Source organism: Amycolatopsis sp. NPDC104775 (assembly GCF_055583325.1).
In genome coordinates, this window is sequence record NZ_JBVJOE010000007.1 from 366,281 (window position 1) to 383,401 (window position 17,121).

Annotated in this window: 16 protein-coding genes; 3 read left to right on the plus strand and 13 right to left on the minus strand. The window is 70.6% G+C overall.

What is annotated here, in order from left to right; translation table 11 throughout:
- Positions 1-4 precede the first annotated feature (4 nt).
- Complete coding sequence (locus tag ACZ63D_RS30045; protein WP_465357725.1) at positions 5-568, minus strand: helix-turn-helix domain-containing protein; 564 nt, start codon at positions 566-568, stop codon at positions 5-7.
- A 70-nt stretch (positions 569-638) separates the two neighbouring features.
- Between ACZ63D_RS30045 and ACZ63D_RS30050 the strand changes: the two genes are divergently transcribed.
- Both ACZ63D_RS30050 and ACZ63D_RS30055 read left to right on the plus strand, forming a co-directional pair.
- Entirely contained in the window at positions 639-1,334 is a 696-nt protein-coding gene (locus tag ACZ63D_RS30050) for an AzlC family ABC transporter permease (protein WP_465357726.1), read from the plus strand.
- The gene (locus ACZ63D_RS30055; protein WP_465357727.1) at positions 1,334-1,654 is read left to right on the plus strand and encodes an AzlD domain-containing protein; all 321 of its coding nucleotides are present in this window, start codon (positions 1,334-1,336) and stop codon (positions 1,652-1,654) included. The genes ACZ63D_RS30050 and ACZ63D_RS30055 overlap by 1 nt, the downstream gene beginning before the upstream one ends.
- A gap of 136 nt (positions 1,655-1,790) precedes the next feature.
- Here ACZ63D_RS30055 and ACZ63D_RS30060 read toward each other — a convergent pair whose 3' ends face one another.
- Positions 1,791-3,374, minus strand: a complete 1,584-nt coding sequence (locus tag ACZ63D_RS30060; protein ID WP_465357728.1) for a M4 family metallopeptidase — start codon at positions 3,372-3,374, stop codon at positions 1,791-1,793.
- A 443-nt stretch (positions 3,375-3,817) separates the two neighbouring features.
- On the opposite strand from ACZ63D_RS30060, the gene ACZ63D_RS30065 reads away from it, so the two are divergent.
- Positions 3,818-5,929 (plus strand): elongation factor G-like protein EF-G2, encoded by a 2,112-nt coding sequence (locus tag ACZ63D_RS30065; protein WP_465357729.1) that lies wholly within the window; start codon positions 3,818-3,820, stop codon positions 5,927-5,929.
- Positions 5,930-6,077: 148 nt separating this feature from the next.
- Here the strand turns inward: ACZ63D_RS30065 and ACZ63D_RS30070 are convergent, their stop codons facing one another.
- From ACZ63D_RS30070 to ACZ63D_RS30120, 11 genes are all read right to left on the minus strand, one after another.
- Complete coding sequence (locus ACZ63D_RS30070; RefSeq protein ID WP_465357730.1) at positions 6,078-6,590, minus strand: XdhC family protein; 513 nt, start codon at positions 6,588-6,590, stop codon at positions 6,078-6,080.
- A gap of 15 nt (positions 6,591-6,605) precedes the next feature.
- Positions 6,606-7,091 (minus strand): NUDIX hydrolase, encoded by a 486-nt coding sequence (locus ACZ63D_RS30075; protein WP_465357731.1) that lies wholly within the window; start codon positions 7,089-7,091, stop codon positions 6,606-6,608.
- Positions 7,088-8,230 carry a glycosyltransferase family 4 protein gene (locus ACZ63D_RS30080; RefSeq protein ID WP_465357819.1) on the minus strand — a complete coding sequence of 381 codons (1,143 nt, stop codon included), beginning with the start codon at positions 8,228-8,230 and terminating at the stop codon, positions 7,088-7,090. Before ACZ63D_RS30080 ends, ACZ63D_RS30075 begins: the two co-directional genes overlap by 4 nt.
- A 17-nt stretch (positions 8,231-8,247) precedes the next feature.
- On the minus strand, positions 8,248-9,150 hold the full coding sequence (locus tag ACZ63D_RS30085) for a phosphatidylinositol mannoside acyltransferase (protein WP_465357732.1): 903 nt from the start codon (positions 9,148-9,150) through the stop codon (positions 8,248-8,250).
- Positions 9,147-9,794, minus strand: coding sequence for a phosphatidylinositol phosphate synthase (gene pgsA, locus ACZ63D_RS30090; protein WP_465357733.1), 648 nt, complete (start codon positions 9,792-9,794; stop codon positions 9,147-9,149). The genes ACZ63D_RS30085 and pgsA overlap by 4 nt, the downstream gene beginning before the upstream one ends.
- Positions 9,795-9,894: 100 nt before the next feature.
- Positions 9,895-10,425 carry a MarR family winged helix-turn-helix transcriptional regulator gene (locus tag ACZ63D_RS30095; protein ID WP_465357734.1) on the minus strand — a complete coding sequence of 177 codons (531 nt, stop codon included), beginning with the start codon at positions 10,423-10,425 and terminating at the stop codon, positions 9,895-9,897.
- Between the two features lie 50 nt (positions 10,426-10,475).
- Positions 10,476-11,018, minus strand: a complete 543-nt coding sequence (locus ACZ63D_RS30100) for an HIT family protein (protein ID WP_465357735.1) — start codon at positions 11,016-11,018, stop codon at positions 10,476-10,478.
- Positions 11,015-13,042, minus strand: coding sequence for a threonine--tRNA ligase (gene thrS, locus ACZ63D_RS30105; RefSeq protein WP_465357736.1), 2,028 nt, complete (start codon positions 13,040-13,042; stop codon positions 11,015-11,017). The genes ACZ63D_RS30100 and thrS overlap by 4 nt, the downstream gene beginning before the upstream one ends.
- Before the next feature lie 155 nt (positions 13,043-13,197).
- Positions 13,198-13,809, minus strand: a complete 612-nt coding sequence (locus ACZ63D_RS30110) for a malonic semialdehyde reductase (RefSeq protein WP_465357737.1) — start codon at positions 13,807-13,809, stop codon at positions 13,198-13,200.
- A gap of 154 nt (positions 13,810-13,963) precedes the next feature.
- Complete coding sequence (locus ACZ63D_RS30115) at positions 13,964-15,514, minus strand: sugar transferase (protein WP_465357738.1); 1,551 nt, start codon at positions 15,512-15,514, stop codon at positions 13,964-13,966.
- 579 nt (positions 15,515-16,093) lie between these two features.
- On the minus strand, positions 16,094-16,990 hold the full coding sequence (locus ACZ63D_RS30120; RefSeq protein WP_465357739.1) for a nitroreductase/quinone reductase family protein: 897 nt from the start codon (positions 16,988-16,990) through the stop codon (positions 16,094-16,096).
- Positions 16,991-17,121 lie beyond the last annotated feature (131 nt).

Consider the following 17,121-nt stretch of genomic DNA (forward strand, 5'->3'; position numbering starts at 1 on the left):
CGGCTCAGTGGTACTCGGAGATCTCCACCCCGAACGTCCCGGGCTCCAGCGCCTCGAAGATGTGCGGGACGTCCCCTGGATAGCAGATGTAGTCGCCGGGCAGCATCTCGACCGGGTCGGCCATGATGCCGATCCGCGCCCGGCCGGCGCACAGCACGATGTGCTCGACGACGCCGCTCATGTGCGGATCCGACCGCCGCGGAATGCCCGGCTCCCCCCTGACCAGGTAGATGTCCCGGCGGGCCGCGGACGGGCACGCCGACAGCAGCGTGCAGGCGTAGTCGGCGTGTTCGGCGAACACCGTCGGGCCCTTGCCCGCGCGGATCACCTTCACCTCCTGCTGTTCCGGTTCGACCAGCCGCGAGAACGGCACGTCCAGCGCGACGCCCAGCGCCCACAGCGTCTCCACGCTCGGGTTGCCGGACCCCGATTCCAGCTGGGACAACGTGGATTTCGCCAGGCCGGCGCGCCGCGCGACCTCGGTCAGGGAGAGGCCGGCGCGGGCCCGTTCGCGGCGCAGCGACGCCGCGATGATGTCCAGCGGCGCGCCGGTGCTCTCGTTCGGCATGTGTGTTCGCTCCATCAGTCTTCTCGTTCGCCTTGACGAACAGGGTCGGCTGTGTTCAGCATAGGACACTATGCGTTCGATTTGGCGAACACTCGACCGCGGCCTCGCCCGCGACATCGGCCTCGTCTGCCTGGCCGACGCCCTCGTGGCCGTTTCCTACGGTGCCATCGCGGTGAGCTCCGGCTTTCCGCTGTGGGCGCCGATGCTGCTGTCCCTGCTGGTTTTCGCTGGCGCGTCGCAGTTCATGTTCGTCGGCATCGTGGCCTCGGGCGGCAACCCGTTCGCTGCGGTGGCCGCCGGGCTGCTGGTGAACGCGCGGCACGTGCCGTTCGGGTTCGCGGTGGGCGACACGCTGGGACACGGACTGCTCGGGCGACTGGCCGGAAGCCACCTGATGATCGACGAATCGGTGGCGTTCGCGCTGGCCCAGCGCGACGCGGAGCGGCGGCGGGCGGCGTACTGGGCGTGCGGCATCGGGCTGTTCGTCTGCTGGAACCTCGGCGTGGTGGCCGGCGCGTTCGCCGGGTCCGCGATCAGCGACACTGACGCGTTCGGCCTGGACGCCGCCTTCCCGGCGGTGCTGCTGGCGCTGGTGCTGCCGTCGCTGAAGGACCGGGCGTCACGGCTGCCGGTGCTGATCGGCGTGGTGGTCGCGCTCGCGGCCACTCCCCTGCTCCCGGCGGGTTTGCCGGTGCTGCTGGCACTGGTCGGAGTAGTCGCCGGTGCCGCGGCGAAAGAGCCGAAGCCACTGGAAGGAGCGCACTGATGGACGGCGCGGAACTGATCATCGCGACACTCGTGCTGGCGGCGGGGACGTTCGCGTTCCGGCTCGCCGGGCCGCTGCTGCGCACGAAAGTGCGGTTGTCCCCGCGGGCCGAGCGGCTGATGACGCTCTCCGCCGTGGTGCTGCTCGCCGCGCTGGTGGCGACCAGCGCGCTGACCGAGGGGCAGGAATTCGCCGGGATCGCCCGGCCGGCCGGAGTAGTGGTCGGCGGAGTGCTCGCGTGGCGGAAAGCGCCGTTCGTAGTCGTGGTGATCGCCGCCGCGGCGACCGCCGCGCTGCTCCGGCTCGCCGGAGTGCGGTAAACCGCAATTGCCCGGCGCTCCGGGAATTCTTCGCGAGCGAAGAATTCCGTATTTTTCGCGGGAACAACAATAACGATCGGGAGGGGGAGACGAAAGCTCGTCTCCCCCTCCCTCCGGTGGGGAAATCAGTTTCAGTTCATCGGACGGAAACGGCCCGTGAACTGACCGCGCCGCACGTCGGTTCGTCCGGCTGCGCGGACACGCTCACCGCGTCCCAGGCCGCCTTCACCGTGTTGAACTCGGTGCAACCGCTCGGGAAGAGGCTCTTCGCCGCGGTCAGCGTCCAGGTGCGGTAGCTCTGGTAGGAGCTGCCGCTGTTCTTGAGCAGCATCGCGTTGTAGAAGATCTTCACCGCGGTCTCCACGCCGAGCCCGGTCACCGTCGAGTTGTTGCACGTCGGGCTGGCCGGCTGGCCGTTGGTCGGGTTCGATCCCTCAGCGACGAGGTAGAACCAGTGGTTGCCGGGGCCCGCGGCTGCGTGCACCTCGGTGCCCGGGATCGAGTCGTCGTAGCAGTTCGCATGGCCGAGCTGGGACGGGTCGTACATGTTGCGGATCGGCCCGTTGCCGACGAGGTTCACCTGGTTGCCGACGAGGAAGTCCGGGACCGCGTACGGCGAGGGCTCGTTGGCGAACCACTCGGACGACGCGCCGTAGACGTCCGCGACGAATTCCTGGGTGCCCGCGCCGGACATGCTGCCCGGGGTGTGGTCGTCGATGCCGTGGCCGAACTCGTGCCCGATCACGTCGAGCGAGCCGATCCACTGGCCCGCGGTGTTGTTCCCCACCTGAACCTGGGTGCCGTCGTAGTAGGCGTTCTGCTCGTTGAGGCCGACGCGGATCGGCCAGGCGCCGCCGTTGCCGTCGAAGCTGTTGCGGCCCAGCCATTGCGAGAGCATCTTGTTCTCCTGCTGGATGCCGTACAGGGCGTCGGCGCAGCCGGTTTCCTTGTCGGTCTCGTCGCCGTTGCCCCAGCTGTCCGTGGACTTGGTGAAGGTCTGCTGGGTGGAGGCGTCCTGGCAGCTGAGGTTCGCGATGGTCGGGTCGGTCATCGAGTAGCCGCCCGCGCCGTCCGAGGACGTGTCGAGGTGCAGCGGCTCCGGGCCGTTCCACACGCCCTGCGCGTCGCCGTAGGCCACGTGCTCCCGGGTGTGCAGGACCTTGCCGGTCATCGCGTCGACGATGACGTCCAGCTTGCTCGGCCCCTCCGCGTTCCGCCCGGTCACCTGGGTCGTCCAGGCGAGTTTCGGGCTGCCGAGCGCGTAGGCGGCGAGCCGCGCGGGCTGCACTTTGTCCACAGTGGGCACTTGGGTGCGCGCGATCGCTTCGGCCTGGCTCGCGGTCAGTTTCGGCGACAGGCTCGGAAGATCGATCGCGGTCTTCTGCGCGACCGAGGTGGCGAGCACCTGCCCGGCGGAGTTCGTGGCCACGACGAAGTCGCCGCCGATGACCGGCAAGCCCTTGTAGGTGCGGTCGTAGGGCACGTACTTCAGGCCGTTGGTGGACGAGATCACCTTGTGCTGCTGGAAAACGTCGTCCTTGCCGGCGTGCAGCGCGGCGGGCCGGGAGGCGACCAGCGCCTGCGCGGCGGTGGCGGCCATCGCTTCGGCGGCCTGCGGACTCTGCGGTTCGAGCGGTTGCGCGTGGGCTGCGGTGGCCGTGGTGACGGCCCCGGCCAGCACCCCGGCTGCGAGCAGCACGAGCGGTCGGCGCGATTTCATCGGCGGTGTTCTCCTCCGGACAGGCCGGATCAGGCCCGGGGGTGGGGGCCGGATTCGGAAGTGGAATGGGATCGAACCCCGCCAAGAGTCGGGTTTTTCCCAACCGGGGACAACCGACGAAGGTCGTTAAGTTATCAACTTCGGGAAATCCGTCCCGATTTCCGCGTCCCGTTTTCCGGGAATTCCTCTTTCCGCCCAAGAATCGCCACTCGCCCACCCCGGCAGCAGCCCGGCTTTCCGGATGAATCCGGCACGGAATGCGCGGGCGATTCTTTGCGGGCTTCGCGCGCGGGCTGTCCACAGTGGAATCGAGGACCCCGGGACGCCGGCCGCCCGCGGTGAGCGAACGGCTGGTCCCGGACCTCCCGCCTTGCCTCCCGGCGGGTCGCGGGTGTGTGATCGAGGACACAGTTCTTCCATCCGCCGTCGCTGAGGAGGACGTCATGGCCGACAAGCAGAACAGGAGTGCCGACCCCGGGGCCGCCGTCGCTGTGGACGACCCCGCCAAGGTGCGCAACGTCGTCCTCGTCGGGCCTTCCGGTTCCGGGAAGACGACGCTCACCGAGGCCTTGCTCGCCGCGTCCGGCACGGTGCCGCGCGCCGGTTCGGTCGTGGAGGGCACCACGGTGTGCGACCACGATCCCGCGGCGGTGCGCCAGCAGCGCTCGGTCGGGCTTTCGGTCGCGCCAGTGCTGCACGCCGGGCACAAAATCAACCTCATCGACACCCCGGGGTACGCCGATTTCGTCGGCGAACTGCGCGCCGGGCTGCGGGCCGCGGACGCCGCGCTGTTCGTCGTGTGCGCCGCCGAAGGCGTGGACGCCGCCACCATCGCGGTGTGGGAGGAATGCGCGTCGGTGGGCATGCCGCGCGCCGTCGTGGTGTCGCGGCTGGATCACCACCGCGCCGACGCGCTCGCCGAGATCGCCGCCTGCCAAGCCGCCTTCGGCGCGGGCGTGCTGCCGCTGTACCTCCCCGCGCCGGATGGCCTGGTCGGGCTCATCACCCAGCGCCGGTACGACTATTCCGCGGGCTATCCGCCACGCGTGAGCGACCCGGACCCGGCCGTGTCCGCCGAGTTCGCCGACGCCCGCAACGAACTGATCGAGGGCATCATCGCCGAGAGCGAGGACGAAACCCTCATGGACCGCTACCTCGGCGGCGAGGAGATCGCCGAGGAGGTGCTGATCGCCGACCTCGAGACGGCCGTCGCACGCGGGTCGTTCCACCCCGTCATCCCGGTGTGCGCGACCAGCGGGACCGGGCTCGCCGAGGTCCTCGACGGCATCGTGCGGGCCTTCCCCTCGCCGCTGGAACACACCCCGCCCGGCGTGACCAGCCCCGACGGCGCCGAGCACGCCCCGCTGTCCGCCGATCCGGCCGGCCCGCTCGCCGCCGAGGTCGTGCGCACCGCGGTGGACTCGTACGTGGGACGAGTTTCGCTCGTCCGGGTGTTTTCCGGGACGCTGCGCCCGGAGAACGCCGTGCACGTCTCCGGCCACGGCCTCACCGAACGCGGCCACGAAGACCACGACGCCGACGAACGCGTCGCCCACCTGTACTCGCCGCTCGGCGCGAACCTGCGCGAGGTGCCGTTCTGCGTCGCGGGAGATCTGTGCGCGCTCACCAAGGTGGGCTCCGCCGAAACCGGCGACACCGTGTCGTCGCCGGAAGATCCGCTGCTGATCAAACCCTGGCGGATGCCCGAACCGCTGCTGCCGGTCGCCGTGGTCGCGAAGTCCCGCAGCGACGAGGACACCTTGTCCCGCAACCTGTCCCGGCTCGTCGCGGGCGACCCGACCCTGCGCCTGGAACGCAACGCGGAAACCGGGCAGCTCGTGCTCTGGTGCATGGGCGAGGCGCACGCGGAGGTCGTCCTGTCGCGGCTGCGCGCGGGCGGCGCGGAGGTCGGCACCGAACCGGTCCGGATCAGCCTGCGCTCGACGTTCGCGAAACCCGCGCGAGGACACGGACGGCACGTGAAGCAGTCCGGCGGGCACGGGCAGTTCGCGGTCTGCGACATCGAGGTCGAGCCGCTCCCGCGCGGCGGCGGATTCGAATTCGTGGACAAGGTGGTCGGCGGCGCGGTGCCGCACCAGTTCATCCCGAGCGTCGAGAAGGGCGTGCGAGCACAACTGCAGCGCGGCGTCCAGGACGGTTATCCCGTGGTGGACGTGCGCGTGACGCTGACCGACGGAAAGGCGCACAGCGTCGACTCGTCCGACGCCGCGTTCCAGACCGCGGGCGCGCTGGCCCTGCGGGAAGCCGCGGCAGCCAGCCGGATCTCACTGCTGGAACCACTGGACACGGTCGAGGTGAGCCTGCCGGACGAACACCTGGGCACCGTGCTGGGCGACCTGTCGTCCCGCCGCGGCCGGGTGCTGGGCACGGAATCCGGCGAGGGCGGGCGCACCGTGGTGCACGCGGAGGTGCCCGCGGCGGAACTGCTGCGCTACGCGGTGGACCTGCGGTCGCTGACGTCGGGGACGGCTACGTTCACCCGGCGGCACGCCCGCTTCGAGCCGATGCCGGAGGGCGCGGTGGTGCCGACCTGATCCGGGGCGGGGAGGCGGGCGGCGGGTCGGCCTCGCCCGGTTCCGGATCCGCGGCAGAGAGGCGGGCCAGTCACCGGGTTCGGCTCGCCGGATGACCGGTTTCCCTTGCCGCAGCGGGAAAAACGCCGTCCGCGGTCTGCCGCCGGGCTCAGAACTCGAACCCGCCCGGCCGCCCGTTCCGGTCCGCGATCAGCCCGGCCAGCGTCGCCACCGCGATCTCCGCCGGGGTCCGGGACCCGATGTTCAGCCCGACCGGCCGGTGCACCCGCGCGATGTCCGGCTCGGCCACGCCCAGTCCGCGCAAAGCTTCCACGTGCGGCCCCGGATGCCGCGGGTTGCCCAGCACCCCCACCCACCGCGTCGGCACCGCCAAGGCTGCCTGCAGAACGGTCCCCAGTTCTGGCCGGTGGTGATCGGTCACCACGACGTCCGCGTCCGGGCCCGGCGACGGGGCGGTCGTGCGGACCTCGACGTCGTCGGGAGCGTCGCTGGCCCGCGCCTCGTCCGGCTCAAAAAGCACCGCGCGGTACCCCAGATCGGCCGCGTAGCGCAGCAGGTATTGGGCCACCGGCGAGGCGAACACGGCCACCAAAGTCCGTTCGGCGGGCGGCTCTTCGACCTCGCCGTGTGCGACGGCGCAGGCATCGGGTTCGGTCGTCATGCGGCTCAGTCTGCCTCAGAGGTCCGGTTCGGCGAATTCGAAGTACTCCGGCAGCGGCGCGGTCCCGGCGAGCTTGAAGTACCGCACCTTCCGCCGCCGCCGCAGCGCCAGCGTGTCCCGCACCGCGTCGTTGTGCACGCGGCGCGCGATGACGACCCGGTGTTCGGCGTCGGTCAGTTCCTCGGCGAGCACGACCGGCAGGCGGGAGCGGTCGATCCGCGCCAGGACCAGCGTCAGTTCGTTCTCCGCGGCTTCCCGGTCCGGACGCGCGGCGTCTTCCGCCCGCGCGGCCGCGGTGTGCAGGTCCGCGCCGTCGTGCAGGACAGCGGCGACGGCCCGGGCGACCACGGCCCGGCGGGCGAGAGCCGCTTCCAGGGCGGCCCAGCCCGCGTCGGTCCGGACGTGCAGGCGGTCGAGCCGGTTCGCGGTCGCCACCAGGAACAGCCCGCCGAGCACCACGATCGCGGCCGCCGCCACGAGCAGCCACACGAGCACCGTCACGCCGGCTCCCGCTCCCCCGCCGCGACCAGCCGGGGATCCGCCGCGATGGCCGTTTCGTACACCCGCAGCACCTGGGTGACCACGACCGCCCAGTCGTAGGCCGTCACCCGCTCGCCCGCCGCGGCGGCGAGCGACGCCCGGCGCGCCGGGTCGCCCAGCAGCTCGCGCAGGCCGTCGGCCAGCGACGCCGGGTCGCCAGTCGTGGTGAGCATCCCGGCGCGGCCGTCGTCGAGCACGCGGCGGAACGAGTCGAGGCCGCTGGCCAGCACCGGAGTGCCCGCGGCCATCGCCTCGGTGAGGATCATCCCGAAGCTTTCGCCGCCGGTGTTGGGCGCGCAGTAGACGTCGACGCTGCGCAGCGCACGAGCCTTCATCTCGTCGTCGACCTGGCCCAGCAGCTCGATGTGCGGCCACAGCTCCGGCCCGGCCATCCGCCGCAGCTGGTCCGGCTCGCCGCGGCCGACCACCAGCAGCCGCAGCTCCTCGAACTCCGGCAGCAGCCGCCGCGCGGCCTCCAGCAGCACGTCCATGCCCTTGCGCGGTTCGGTGAACCGCCCGACGAACCCGATCGTCCCGCCCGCGCGCGGGTAACCGTCCAGCGGCAGGGCGCGCGAAAAGAACTCGACGTCGACGCCATTCGGGATCTCGACCGCGTCGCCGCCCGCGTGCTCCACCTGCACCCGCCGGGCCAGCGCGGACACCGCGATCCGCGCGGTGATCTTCTCCAGCAGCGGACGCAGCACCGGCTGGAACGCCGACAGCGTCCGCGAGCGCGTCGTCGCCGTGTGGAAGGTGGCCACGATCGGCCCGTCCGCGACCTTCAATGCCAGCAGCGACAGGCTAGGCGCGGCCGGTTCGTGCAGGTGCAGCACGTCGAAGCCGTTGTCCCGGATCCACCGCCGCACCCGGGCGTAGGACACCGGGCCGAACTGCAGCCGCGCGACCGAGCCGTTGTACGGAATCCCCAGCGCCTTGCCCGCCGGGTGCACGAAATCCGGCAGCTGGGCGTCCTCGTCCGCCGGAGCCAGCACCGACACCTCGTGCCCGCGCTCGATCAGCGCCCGCGCCAGGTCGATCACGTGCCCCTGGACCCCGCCCGGAACGTCGAACGAGTACGGGCACACGATCCCGATCTTCAACCCGCGCGCCACCCGGGTCAGCTCGCTTCTTCCAGCGCCGTCGCCGCCGCGTCGGCGGGCCAGAACGGCTGCAGCATGTGCCAGTCGGCCGGATGCGCGGCGATGTCGCCGGCGAACACGTCGGCCAGCGCCTGGGTCGCGGCGGGCACCTCGGCCCGCGCGGTCACCCGGATGCGCGGGTGGATCCGGATCTCCCAGCCGTCCTCGGTGAACCAGCAGCCGGTCGGCAGCAGCGCCGCTCCGGTGGTGGCGGCGAGCCGTGCCGGGCCGGGCGGCAGGTGCGTTTGCTCGCCGAAGAAGCGCACCGGAATCCCGGACGACGTCAGGTCCCGGTCCCCCAGCAGGACCACCACCTTGTTCTCGCGCAGCCGCCGCAGCAGCAGCCGCATCGCCGCGCTGTCGCCGGTCAGCGGCACGATTTCGAAGCCGAGCGATTCCCGGAACGCCACGAACCGGCGGTACAGCGACTCGGGCTTGAGCCGCTCCGCGACAGTGGTGAACGTGCCCGCGTAGCTGGCGAGCCAAACCCCGGCGATGTCCCAGTTCCCGCTGTGCGGCAGCGTCATCACCGCGCCGTTGCCCTCGGCGAGCGCGGCGTCGATGTTCTCCGCGCCGGTCACCGTCACCTGCTTCGCGACCGCCGCGTGGTCCATCGCCGGGAGCCGGAAGGTCTCGAACCAGTACCGCGCGTACGACCGCATCGCGCGCCGGACCAGCTCGTCCAGCTCCGCCTCCCCGGCCTGCGGCACCACCCGGGCGAGGTTGGCGCGCAACTGCCGCACGCCGCCTCCGCCGCGCCGGGCGGCCATGTCGGCCCCGAAAGCGAACGTCGCCGCCCCGAACGACCGCGGCACGCGCCGGACGAACCGCCAGCCCGTCGCGTAGCCGAACTCGCTGAGCCGCTGGGACAGTGTGCTCACGGTTGCGCCCCGCCTGCCGAGGAACCGGCCTGTTTCGCCGCGACCGCCCGCGCCGCGCTCGCCACCGCCGCCGCCCGCTGCAGCAGCGTGATCACCGAAAGCACGGCGAGCAGCCACAGCGAGATCTCCACGGTCCAGGGCACGCCCAGGCCGTGCAGCCCGGTGCCGACGAGGGCGATGATGAGCCGCTCCGCGCGTTCCACCAGCCCGCCGTCGGCTTCGAGGCCGGACGCTTCGGCGCGGGCCTTCACGTAGGAAATGACCTGGGCGAGCACGAGGCAGATCAGCGCGGCGGCCGCGGCCCGGTTGTTGTGGTCCTGCACGAAGCACCACCACGCGATCGCGGCGAACAGCGCGCCGTCGACCAGCCGGTCGCAGGTCGCGTCGAGCACCGCGCCGAAGGGCGTGCCGTACCCGCGGGCGCGGGCCATCGCGCCGTCGAGCAGGTCGAGCATGGCGAAGCCCCACACGGTGAACGTGCCCCACAGCAGCATCCCCTGCGGGAAGAACGCCAGCGCGCACGCGACGGCGCCCGCGGTGCCGAGCACGGTCATCGCGTTCGGGGTCAGTCCGGCGCGGACCAGGGCGGCGCCGATCGGGTCCGTCACGCGGGAGACCGAGGCACGGGCGAAAATGTTGAGCATCTTCCTCGTCTGTGCACCTGATTCGGGGGCGGGTGGGCGACGAAAGCCTATCGACCCCGCTGTCCGAACCGGACCCGCCCGCCCGCGACCCGCCGGAGCGTCAGCCGGATTTCGGCAGTTCCGCGACCGGCGCGGCCGATTCGGCCGCTTCCTCGGCCTCCCGCACGGCCTGGCATTTGGGCCGCAGCCCGGCCAGGATCGCCTCGGAGATCTCGCCCAGCTGGCGCACCTGCTCGGCGCTCAGCTGGTCGAACAGCGTCTCCCGGACCGCCTCCACATGCCCGGGCGCGGCCTCTTTCAGCGCGGCCAGCCCGGCGTCGGTGAGCACCGCCCACGATCCGCGCTTGTCCGTCGGGCACGACTCGCGCTGGACCCAGCCCTTGGCCTCCAGCCGCGCCACCGCGTGCGACAGCCGGCTGCGCGACGAACCGCGCACCGAAGCGAGTTCGCTCATCCGCAGCCGCCGTCCGTCCGCTTCGGACAGCGCGACGAGCACCTCGTAGTAGGTGTGCGGCATGCCCGATTCGTGCTGGAGCTGCCCTTCGAGGTGGGCGTGCAGCAGGGAGCTGGCCTGGGCGTAGGCGCGCCAGACCCGCTGCTCGTCGTCGGTCAGCCAGCGTGGTTCGGACATAACGCCATCATACGCTGGTTGAGCACTCAATTACCGCCGCGCGACGGGCCTCACCACGCGTCGGCCAGCAGGTCGCGGGTTTCGCCGAGCAGCTGCGGCAGCACCTTCGTGTGCCCGATCACCGGCATGAAGTTGGCGTCGCCGCCCCAGCGCGGCACCAGGTGCTGGTGCAGGTGCGCGGCGATGCCCGCCCCGGCGATCACGCCCTGGTTCATCCCGATGTTGAACCCGTGCGCCGCCGAGACCGCCCGGATGACGCCCATCGCGTGCTGGGTGAACTCGGCCAGCTCGCGCGTCTCCTGCGGCGTGAGGTCCGGGTAGTCCGCGACGTGCCGGTACGGGACCACCATCAGGTGCCCCGGGTTGTACGGGTACAGGTTCAGCACCGCGAACACGGTTTCGCCGCGGGCGATGATCAGCGCGCGCTTGTCGTCGCCGAGGCCGGGCAGGCGGCAGAACGGGCAGCCGTCGGACTCGTCGCCGTCCGGCTTGTCCTGGCCCCGGATGTAGGCCATCCGGTGCGGGGTCCACAGCCGCTGCAGCGCGTCCGGGACCCCGACCCCGTCCTGTTCGACGAGTTCCGGCTCGGTCACTTCAGGATCTTCTCCACGGCCTCGGCCGACGGCGACGCGTTCTCCCGGCGCGCGACCCATTCCGCGATCGCCTCGACCGCCTGGTCCACCGGGACCCCGTTGATCTGGCCGCCGTCGCGGAACCGGAACGACACCGCGCCCGCCTCCGCGTCCTTCGCGCCGGCCAGCAGCAGGAACGGCACCTTCTGCGTGGTGTGCGTGCGGATCTTCTTCTGCATCCGGTCGTCGCTCGCGTCGACCTCGACGCGGATCCCCTTGGCGCGCAACGCCTTCTCCACGTCGCGCAGGTACTCGACCTGGTCGGCGGTGATCGGGATGGCGACCGTCTGCACCGGCGACAGCCACGCCGGGAACGCGCCCGCGTAGTGCTCGGTCAGCACGCCGAAGAACCGCTCGATCGACCCGAACAGCGCGCGGTGGATCATGATCGGCCGCTGCCGGCTGCCGTCGGAGGCGGTGTACTCCAGGCCGAAGCGCTTGTTCTGGTTGAAGTCCAGCTGGATGGTCGACATCTGCCAGGTGCGGCCGATGGCGTCCTTCGCCTGCACCGAGATCTTCGGGCCGTAGAAGGCCGCGCCGCCCGGGTCCGGCACCAGTTCGAGGCCGGAGTCGACCGCCGCCTGCCGCAGCGTCTCGGTGGCCTCCTCCCACTCCCAGTCCTCGCCGATGAACTTGTCCGAGTCGCCTCGGGTGGACAGTTCGAGGTAGAAGTCGGACAGGCCGTAGTCGGCGAGCAGGTCCAGCACGAACTTGAGCAGCGACCGCAGCTCGGACGGCATCTGCTCCTTGGTGCAGTAGATGTGCGAATCGTCCATCGTCAGGCCGCGCACGCGGGTGAGGCCGTGCACGACGCCGGACTTCTCGTAGCGGTAGACGGTGCCGAATTCGAACAGCCGCAGCGGCAGTTCGCGGTAGGACCGCCCGCGCGAGCGGAAGATCAGGTTGTGCATCGGGCAGTTCATGGCCTTGAGGTAGTAGTCCTCTTCCTCGAACTGCACCGGCGGGAACATGGTGTCCGCGTAGTACGGCAGGTGCCCGGAGGTGTGGAACAGCTCGCCCTTGGAGATGTGCGGCGTGTTCACGAACTCGTAGCCGGCTTCCTCGTGCCTGCGGCGCGAGTAGTTCTCCAGCTCGCGGCGGATGATGCCACCTTTGGGGTGGAACACCGGCAGGCCGGAGCCGATCTCCTCGGGGAAGGAGAACAGGTCCAGCTCCGCGCCGAGCTTGCGGTGGTCGCGGCGCTCGGCCTCGGCGATGCGCTCGAGGTGGGCGTCCTGCGCCTCGGCCGATTCCCACGCGGTGCCGTAGATCCGTTGCAGCTGCGGGTTTTTCTCGTTGCCGCGCCAGTACGCGGCGGCCACGCGGGTGAGCTTGAAGGCCGGGATGAACTTGGTGGTGGGCACGTGCGGGCCGCGGCAGAGGTCGCTCCACACGCGTTCCTTGGTGCGCGGGTCGAGGTTGTCGTAGATGGTCAGCTCTCCGCCGCCCACCTCCATCACCTCGGTGGTGTCCACATCGGACTTGATGTCCACCAGCTCGAGCTTGAACGGCTCGTTTTTCAGTTCTTCCTTCGCCTCGTCGATGGAGCCGAAGACGCGGCGCGAGAACTGCTGCGCGCCCTTGACGATCTGCTTCATCCGCTTCTCGAGCTTCTGCAGATCCTCGGGCGTGAACGGCTTTTCGACGGCGAAGTCGTAGTAGAAGCCGTCGCGCACCGGCGGGCCGATGCCGAGCTTGGCGTCCGGGAATTCCTGTTGCACGGCCTGGGCGAGCACGTGCGCGGCGGAGTGCCGGATGACGCTGCGGCCGTCCTCGGTGTTCGCCGCGACCGCTTCGACCTCGGCCTCGGCCTCCGGCGCCCACGCGAGGTCGCGCAGCTTCCCGTCGGCGTCGCGGACGACGACGATCGTGTCCGGGCCCTTGGTGGGCAGCCCGGCTTCGCGCACCGCGGCGCCCGCCGTAGTGCCCGCCGGCACCACCACGCGCGGGGCGGGTACGGCGGCAGCTGACGACGGTTGGGACACGATCGGGCTCCTTCGGGAGAAGTGACTGAAACGGCTTCCGCTGATGCTAGTCGGCGGCGGGTTCGCCGATTCGACCGCCGTCGGCCAACACCGCCCGGACACGCCGAGAGGCCGCCCCGGGCGTGCGGGGCGGCCTCTCGGCGGCGAAAGGAAGGTCAGAGCGTCTCGACGACCTGGTCGAAGTCGAGCCGGGGCAGGCGGTCGAACCACGGGTTCTCGCCCGGCTTGCCGACGTTCACCACAACGAGCGAACGCCAGTTGTTGCCGGAGAAGAACTCCTTGTCCACGCCCGCGGGGTCGAAGCCGGTCATCGGGCCCGCGGCCAGTCCGGCGGCGCGCACGCCGATGATGAAGTAGCCGACCTGCAGCAGCGAGTTCAGCTTGGAGAACTCGACGCGGCCGGACTCGTCGGCGAACTTGTCCTTCACGGCCGGGTTGTGCGGGAAGACCTGCGGGATGTTCTCGTGGAAGTCGACGTCCGCGGCCAGGATCACGGTCAGCGGCGCGGCCTCGGTCTTGGCGCGGTTGCCTTCGAACATGTGCGGCAGCAGGCGCTGCTTCGCCTCGTCGCTGCGGAGCACCAGCGCGCGCAGCGGCTGGGTGTTCATCGAGGTCGGGGCCCACTTGACGAGGTCGTAGATCGCGCGGACCTGCTCGTCGGTCACCGGCTCCGAGCTGAAGCTGTTGGCGGTGCGGGCCTCGCGGAACAGCAGGTCCTGCACCTCGGCGGGCACCTGCAGCTGCTGGGACTCTGCGAAAGTAGTCATCGGATCCGTCGTTCCTTCCGTGCTGTCGCCTACGCACGGCCCAACATGGTTGAACGCTTGACTATTTCGCGTCCCGGGCGGTTTGTGACCCAGCGCACGGGCGACGGCCGCCGGCTCCTCCAGCCGGCGGCCGTCGTCTCCCGGTCCCCGCGGGTCAGTAGGCGCCTTGCCCGGCGAGCACGGCGCGGAAGGTCTTCCAGAGGATCACCAGGTCCAGCGCCAGCGACCAGTCCTCCACGTAGCGCAGGTCGAGGCGGATGCTTTCCTCCCACGAAAGATCGCTGCGCCCGCTGACCTGCCACAGGCCGGTCAGCCCTGGCTTCACCAGCAGCCTGCGGCGCGCGGCCGGAGCGTACGTCGCGGTCTCCTCCGGCAACGGCGGCCGAGGCCCGACCAGCGACATCCGCCCGGCGACGACGTTGAACAGCTGCGGGAGCTCGTCGAGCGAATACCGGCGCAGCATCCCGCCGACCTTCGTCACCCGAGGGTCCTTCTTCATCTTGAAGAGCGGCCCGGCGCCCTCGTTCGCTTTCTCCAGGTCGTGCCGGATCAGATGCGCGTTGACCACCATGGTGCGGAATTTGAGCATGGTGAACGCTTCGCCGTCCTTGCCGATGCGCCGCTGCCGGTAGATCACCGGACCCCGGTCCCCCGCCTTCACCGCGACCGCGATCGCCAGCAGCAGCGGGGAAAACAGCGCGAGCAGCAGCGCCGCGCCGCAGCGGTCGACGACCTCTTTGACCAAGCGGCGTCCGCCGGTGAAGGCGGGCGCGGTCACCCGCAGCAGCGGCATGCCCAGTACTCCGCTGACGTTGAGCCGGGGTCCGGCGACCTGCATCAGCACCGGCGCGACGACCATTTCCGACGACGTCCCTTCGAGATCCCAGGCGAGCCGCTGCAGCCGCTCCGGGTTCCAGTGCTGGTCGGCCGTGATGGCCACGACCCGGTACCCGCCGCGGCGCACGTGCCGCGAAAGCTCTTCGAGCCGCCCGACGACCGGAACCCCTTCGATCTCCCCCGTGCCGGTGGACGTGCAGACCGCCTCGACCCGCCAGCCGACGTGCGCCTCGGTCCGGGTCCGCCGGATCAGGTCCGCGACGGTGTCCGCGCTGCCCGCCGCCATCACCGGCAGCAGGCACAGACCGCGCCGCCGTTTCCGGTGCAGAATCTGCCGAAGCACATATCGCTGCGGGAACAGTACTAATGCGACGGCTGGCACTACGAAAAACACCCACGGCTGGACTTCCAGGGCGCCGAACAACAGTCCGCCGAACGCGACCAGCACCGCCGCGGTGATCAGCGCCCGGCCCAGCGTGCGGTACTCCTCGGGGCCCTCCCCCAGCACCCGCGCACTCCACGCCCGGCTGACCGGAAGCGCGCAGAGGATCGCGAACGCGGTGCCGAAGGCGTGCATGTCGTGCGGCGCGATCCGGTCGATGACGAACGCGCTGAGCGCGATCACCGCACAGGCGGCGACGAGATCCGCCGCGATCACCGTTCGCCGGTACCGTTTCTCCCATTCCGCGGCGTGCGTTTTCGGCGGATCTCCCTCCGCCGGGCACACCACGGCCGGGTCGAGCCCGCCACCGGCGACGCCGCCGGGCGGCGGGGCCGCTACGTCGACCGGCGGCGCGGCGACCGCCCGCAGGTCGACCCGCGGCAGCGAAACGCCGTCCGCGGGCCAGGGCCGCACCGGTTCTTCCATCAGTCCTCCCGCGCTGTGCAAGCTCCCGGACCTGATCGCCACCGGCACGGTCAGTCAGGACCAGCGATCACAATCCGTGATCATGAGGCGGTCCAGCTTCCCGTCACCGAAGGTGTGACACTCGCCAAGGTATCGGGTGGTCAGCGAGCGGTGTTACAGAGATTTTCCAGCCACGGCCTGCGAGTCTTCCCCGTCAAGAAGCACCGGGAAGATAACGGGAATGTCACGATGGGTCACGCTGACTCGGCAACCGGAACTACCCGCAGTAGTCAACTTTCCCACTACCTACACCGAACGGCCCAGCAGACCCGCAGCCGAATCAGCTCCCCCGGACGGGTCAGCGGCCCCGCGCGCACCCGCCCCAACCGCCGTTCGGGCAGAAGCTCTCCGCCGACTCGCCGATTTCCTTTGCCCGCGGCGCGATCCACGCCGGAATGCGCGCGGGCGCCCGGTTTCCGTCCATTCGGGTGGTCTGAACCATCCGGACCGCCGGGACCGGACCCCCGCCGCACATTTCTTCCGTACTAGCCCCGTGTTCTTCTCGAGACCAGGTCCACACTGGACACGAGGCGGCGCCTCTCACACCGCCGGCGGCGCCGCGGCAGTCGCGTTGAGCGCGGTCACCACGGCTTGTTCCTCGAAGTCGAAGTGCGTCTCCAGCTCATCCGCGAGCCGCTCCAGGTCGGCCCGCAGCCGCACCGGGTCGGATTCGCCCGGGACGAACCCGTCGACCAGTTCCCGGATCGAGCCCTGCAGCCGCGCCACGACCTGATGCTGTCCGGCGAGCTGCGCGATGACCGGCGCGAGCGCGGGGAACTGCTCGGCCAGCGACGGGAACACCACCGAATCCTCGCCCGTGTGATGCCGCCGCAGCGCGGTGCAGAAACTGAGGCAATGCGTGCGCAACTCCTGAGCCAACTCCGGTCGCGGCCGGACGATCGCGGTCGCACTGCCGTTGACGACGTTGTCCGCCTGCTCGCGCAACGCCCGCAGTTCGGCGCGAAACCATTGGTGCACTTCGACAAGCCAATCGCCCATGCCTTTAACACGCTCTTCGCCCGGGCGCGGTTCGATCCGATGCAATACGACCACCGGAATTTGCCGGGTCGTCTTCGCTTGGTAATCGGCGTATCCCGGAGCCTCCGCGACCACCCGCGCGAAAAGCTTCTCGTGCGCGGCCCCGCGCGGAAGGGCGGCGATCGCCCGGTAAGTGTCGCCGCCGGTCTCGACGGTCACCACCGGATTCCGCCGGATGTTGTGGTACCAGGCGGGATTGCGGTCCGCCCCGTTCGCCGACGCGACCACCACCCCGGCGCCGTCGATCTCCAGGTAGCCGAGAAGCACCTCCCGGCTGAGGCCGGTTTTCGCGCCGGTCGTCGTCAGCACCGCCAGCGACCAGCCCTCGAACGCGCCGCTCAATGCTCCGCCGTTCGCCCGGAACTCGGCGATCAGGCGGCGGTGAAAATCGTTGCTCACTCAATTCCTTTCGGTTTTTTCCGGAAAGGAGGCGTCGAGCACAGAAGGGGACGTCGAAAAAACCCCGCAGGCACAGGCATGGCGCAGCGATCCGGCTGACGGATCCGCGGAACTGCGAGAGACGGAGAACC

Bases quoted from the DNA above. Each gene is read 5' to 3' on its own strand.
- ACZ63D_RS30055 (WP_465357727.1), top strand. From the start codon at position 1,334: ATGGACGGCGCGGAACTGATCATCGCGACACTCGTGCTGGCGGCGGGG.
- ACZ63D_RS30050 (WP_465357726.1), top strand. From the start codon at position 639: ATGCGTTCGATTTGGCGAACACTCGACCGCGGCCTCGCCCGCGACATC.
- ACZ63D_RS30095 (WP_465357734.1), bottom strand. From the start codon at position 10,425: ATGTCCGAACCACGCTGGCTGACCGACGACGAGCAGCGGGTCTGGCGC.
- pgsA (WP_465357733.1), bottom strand. From the start codon at position 9,794: ATGCTCAACATTTTCGCCCGTGCCTCGGTCTCCCGCGTGACGGACCCG.
- ACZ63D_RS30070 (WP_465357730.1), bottom strand. From the start codon at position 6,590: ATGACGACCGAACCCGATGCCTGCGCCGTCGCACACGGCGAGGTCGAA.
- ACZ63D_RS30110 (WP_465357737.1), bottom strand. From the start codon at position 13,809: ATGACTACTTTCGCAGAGTCCCAGCAGCTGCAGGTGCCCGCCGAGGTG.
- ACZ63D_RS30115 (WP_465357738.1), bottom strand. From the start codon at position 15,514: ATGGAAGAACCGGTGCGGCCCTGGCCCGCGGACGGCGTTTCGCTGCCG.
- ACZ63D_RS30065 (WP_465357729.1), top strand. From the start codon at position 3,818: ATGGCCGACAAGCAGAACAGGAGTGCCGACCCCGGGGCCGCCGTCGCT.
- ACZ63D_RS30060 (WP_465357728.1), bottom strand. From the start codon at position 3,374: ATGAAATCGCGCCGACCGCTCGTGCTGCTCGCAGCCGGGGTGCTGGCC.
- ACZ63D_RS30045 (WP_465357725.1), bottom strand. From the start codon at position 568: ATGCCGAACGAGAGCACCGGCGCGCCGCTGGACATCATCGCGGCGTCG.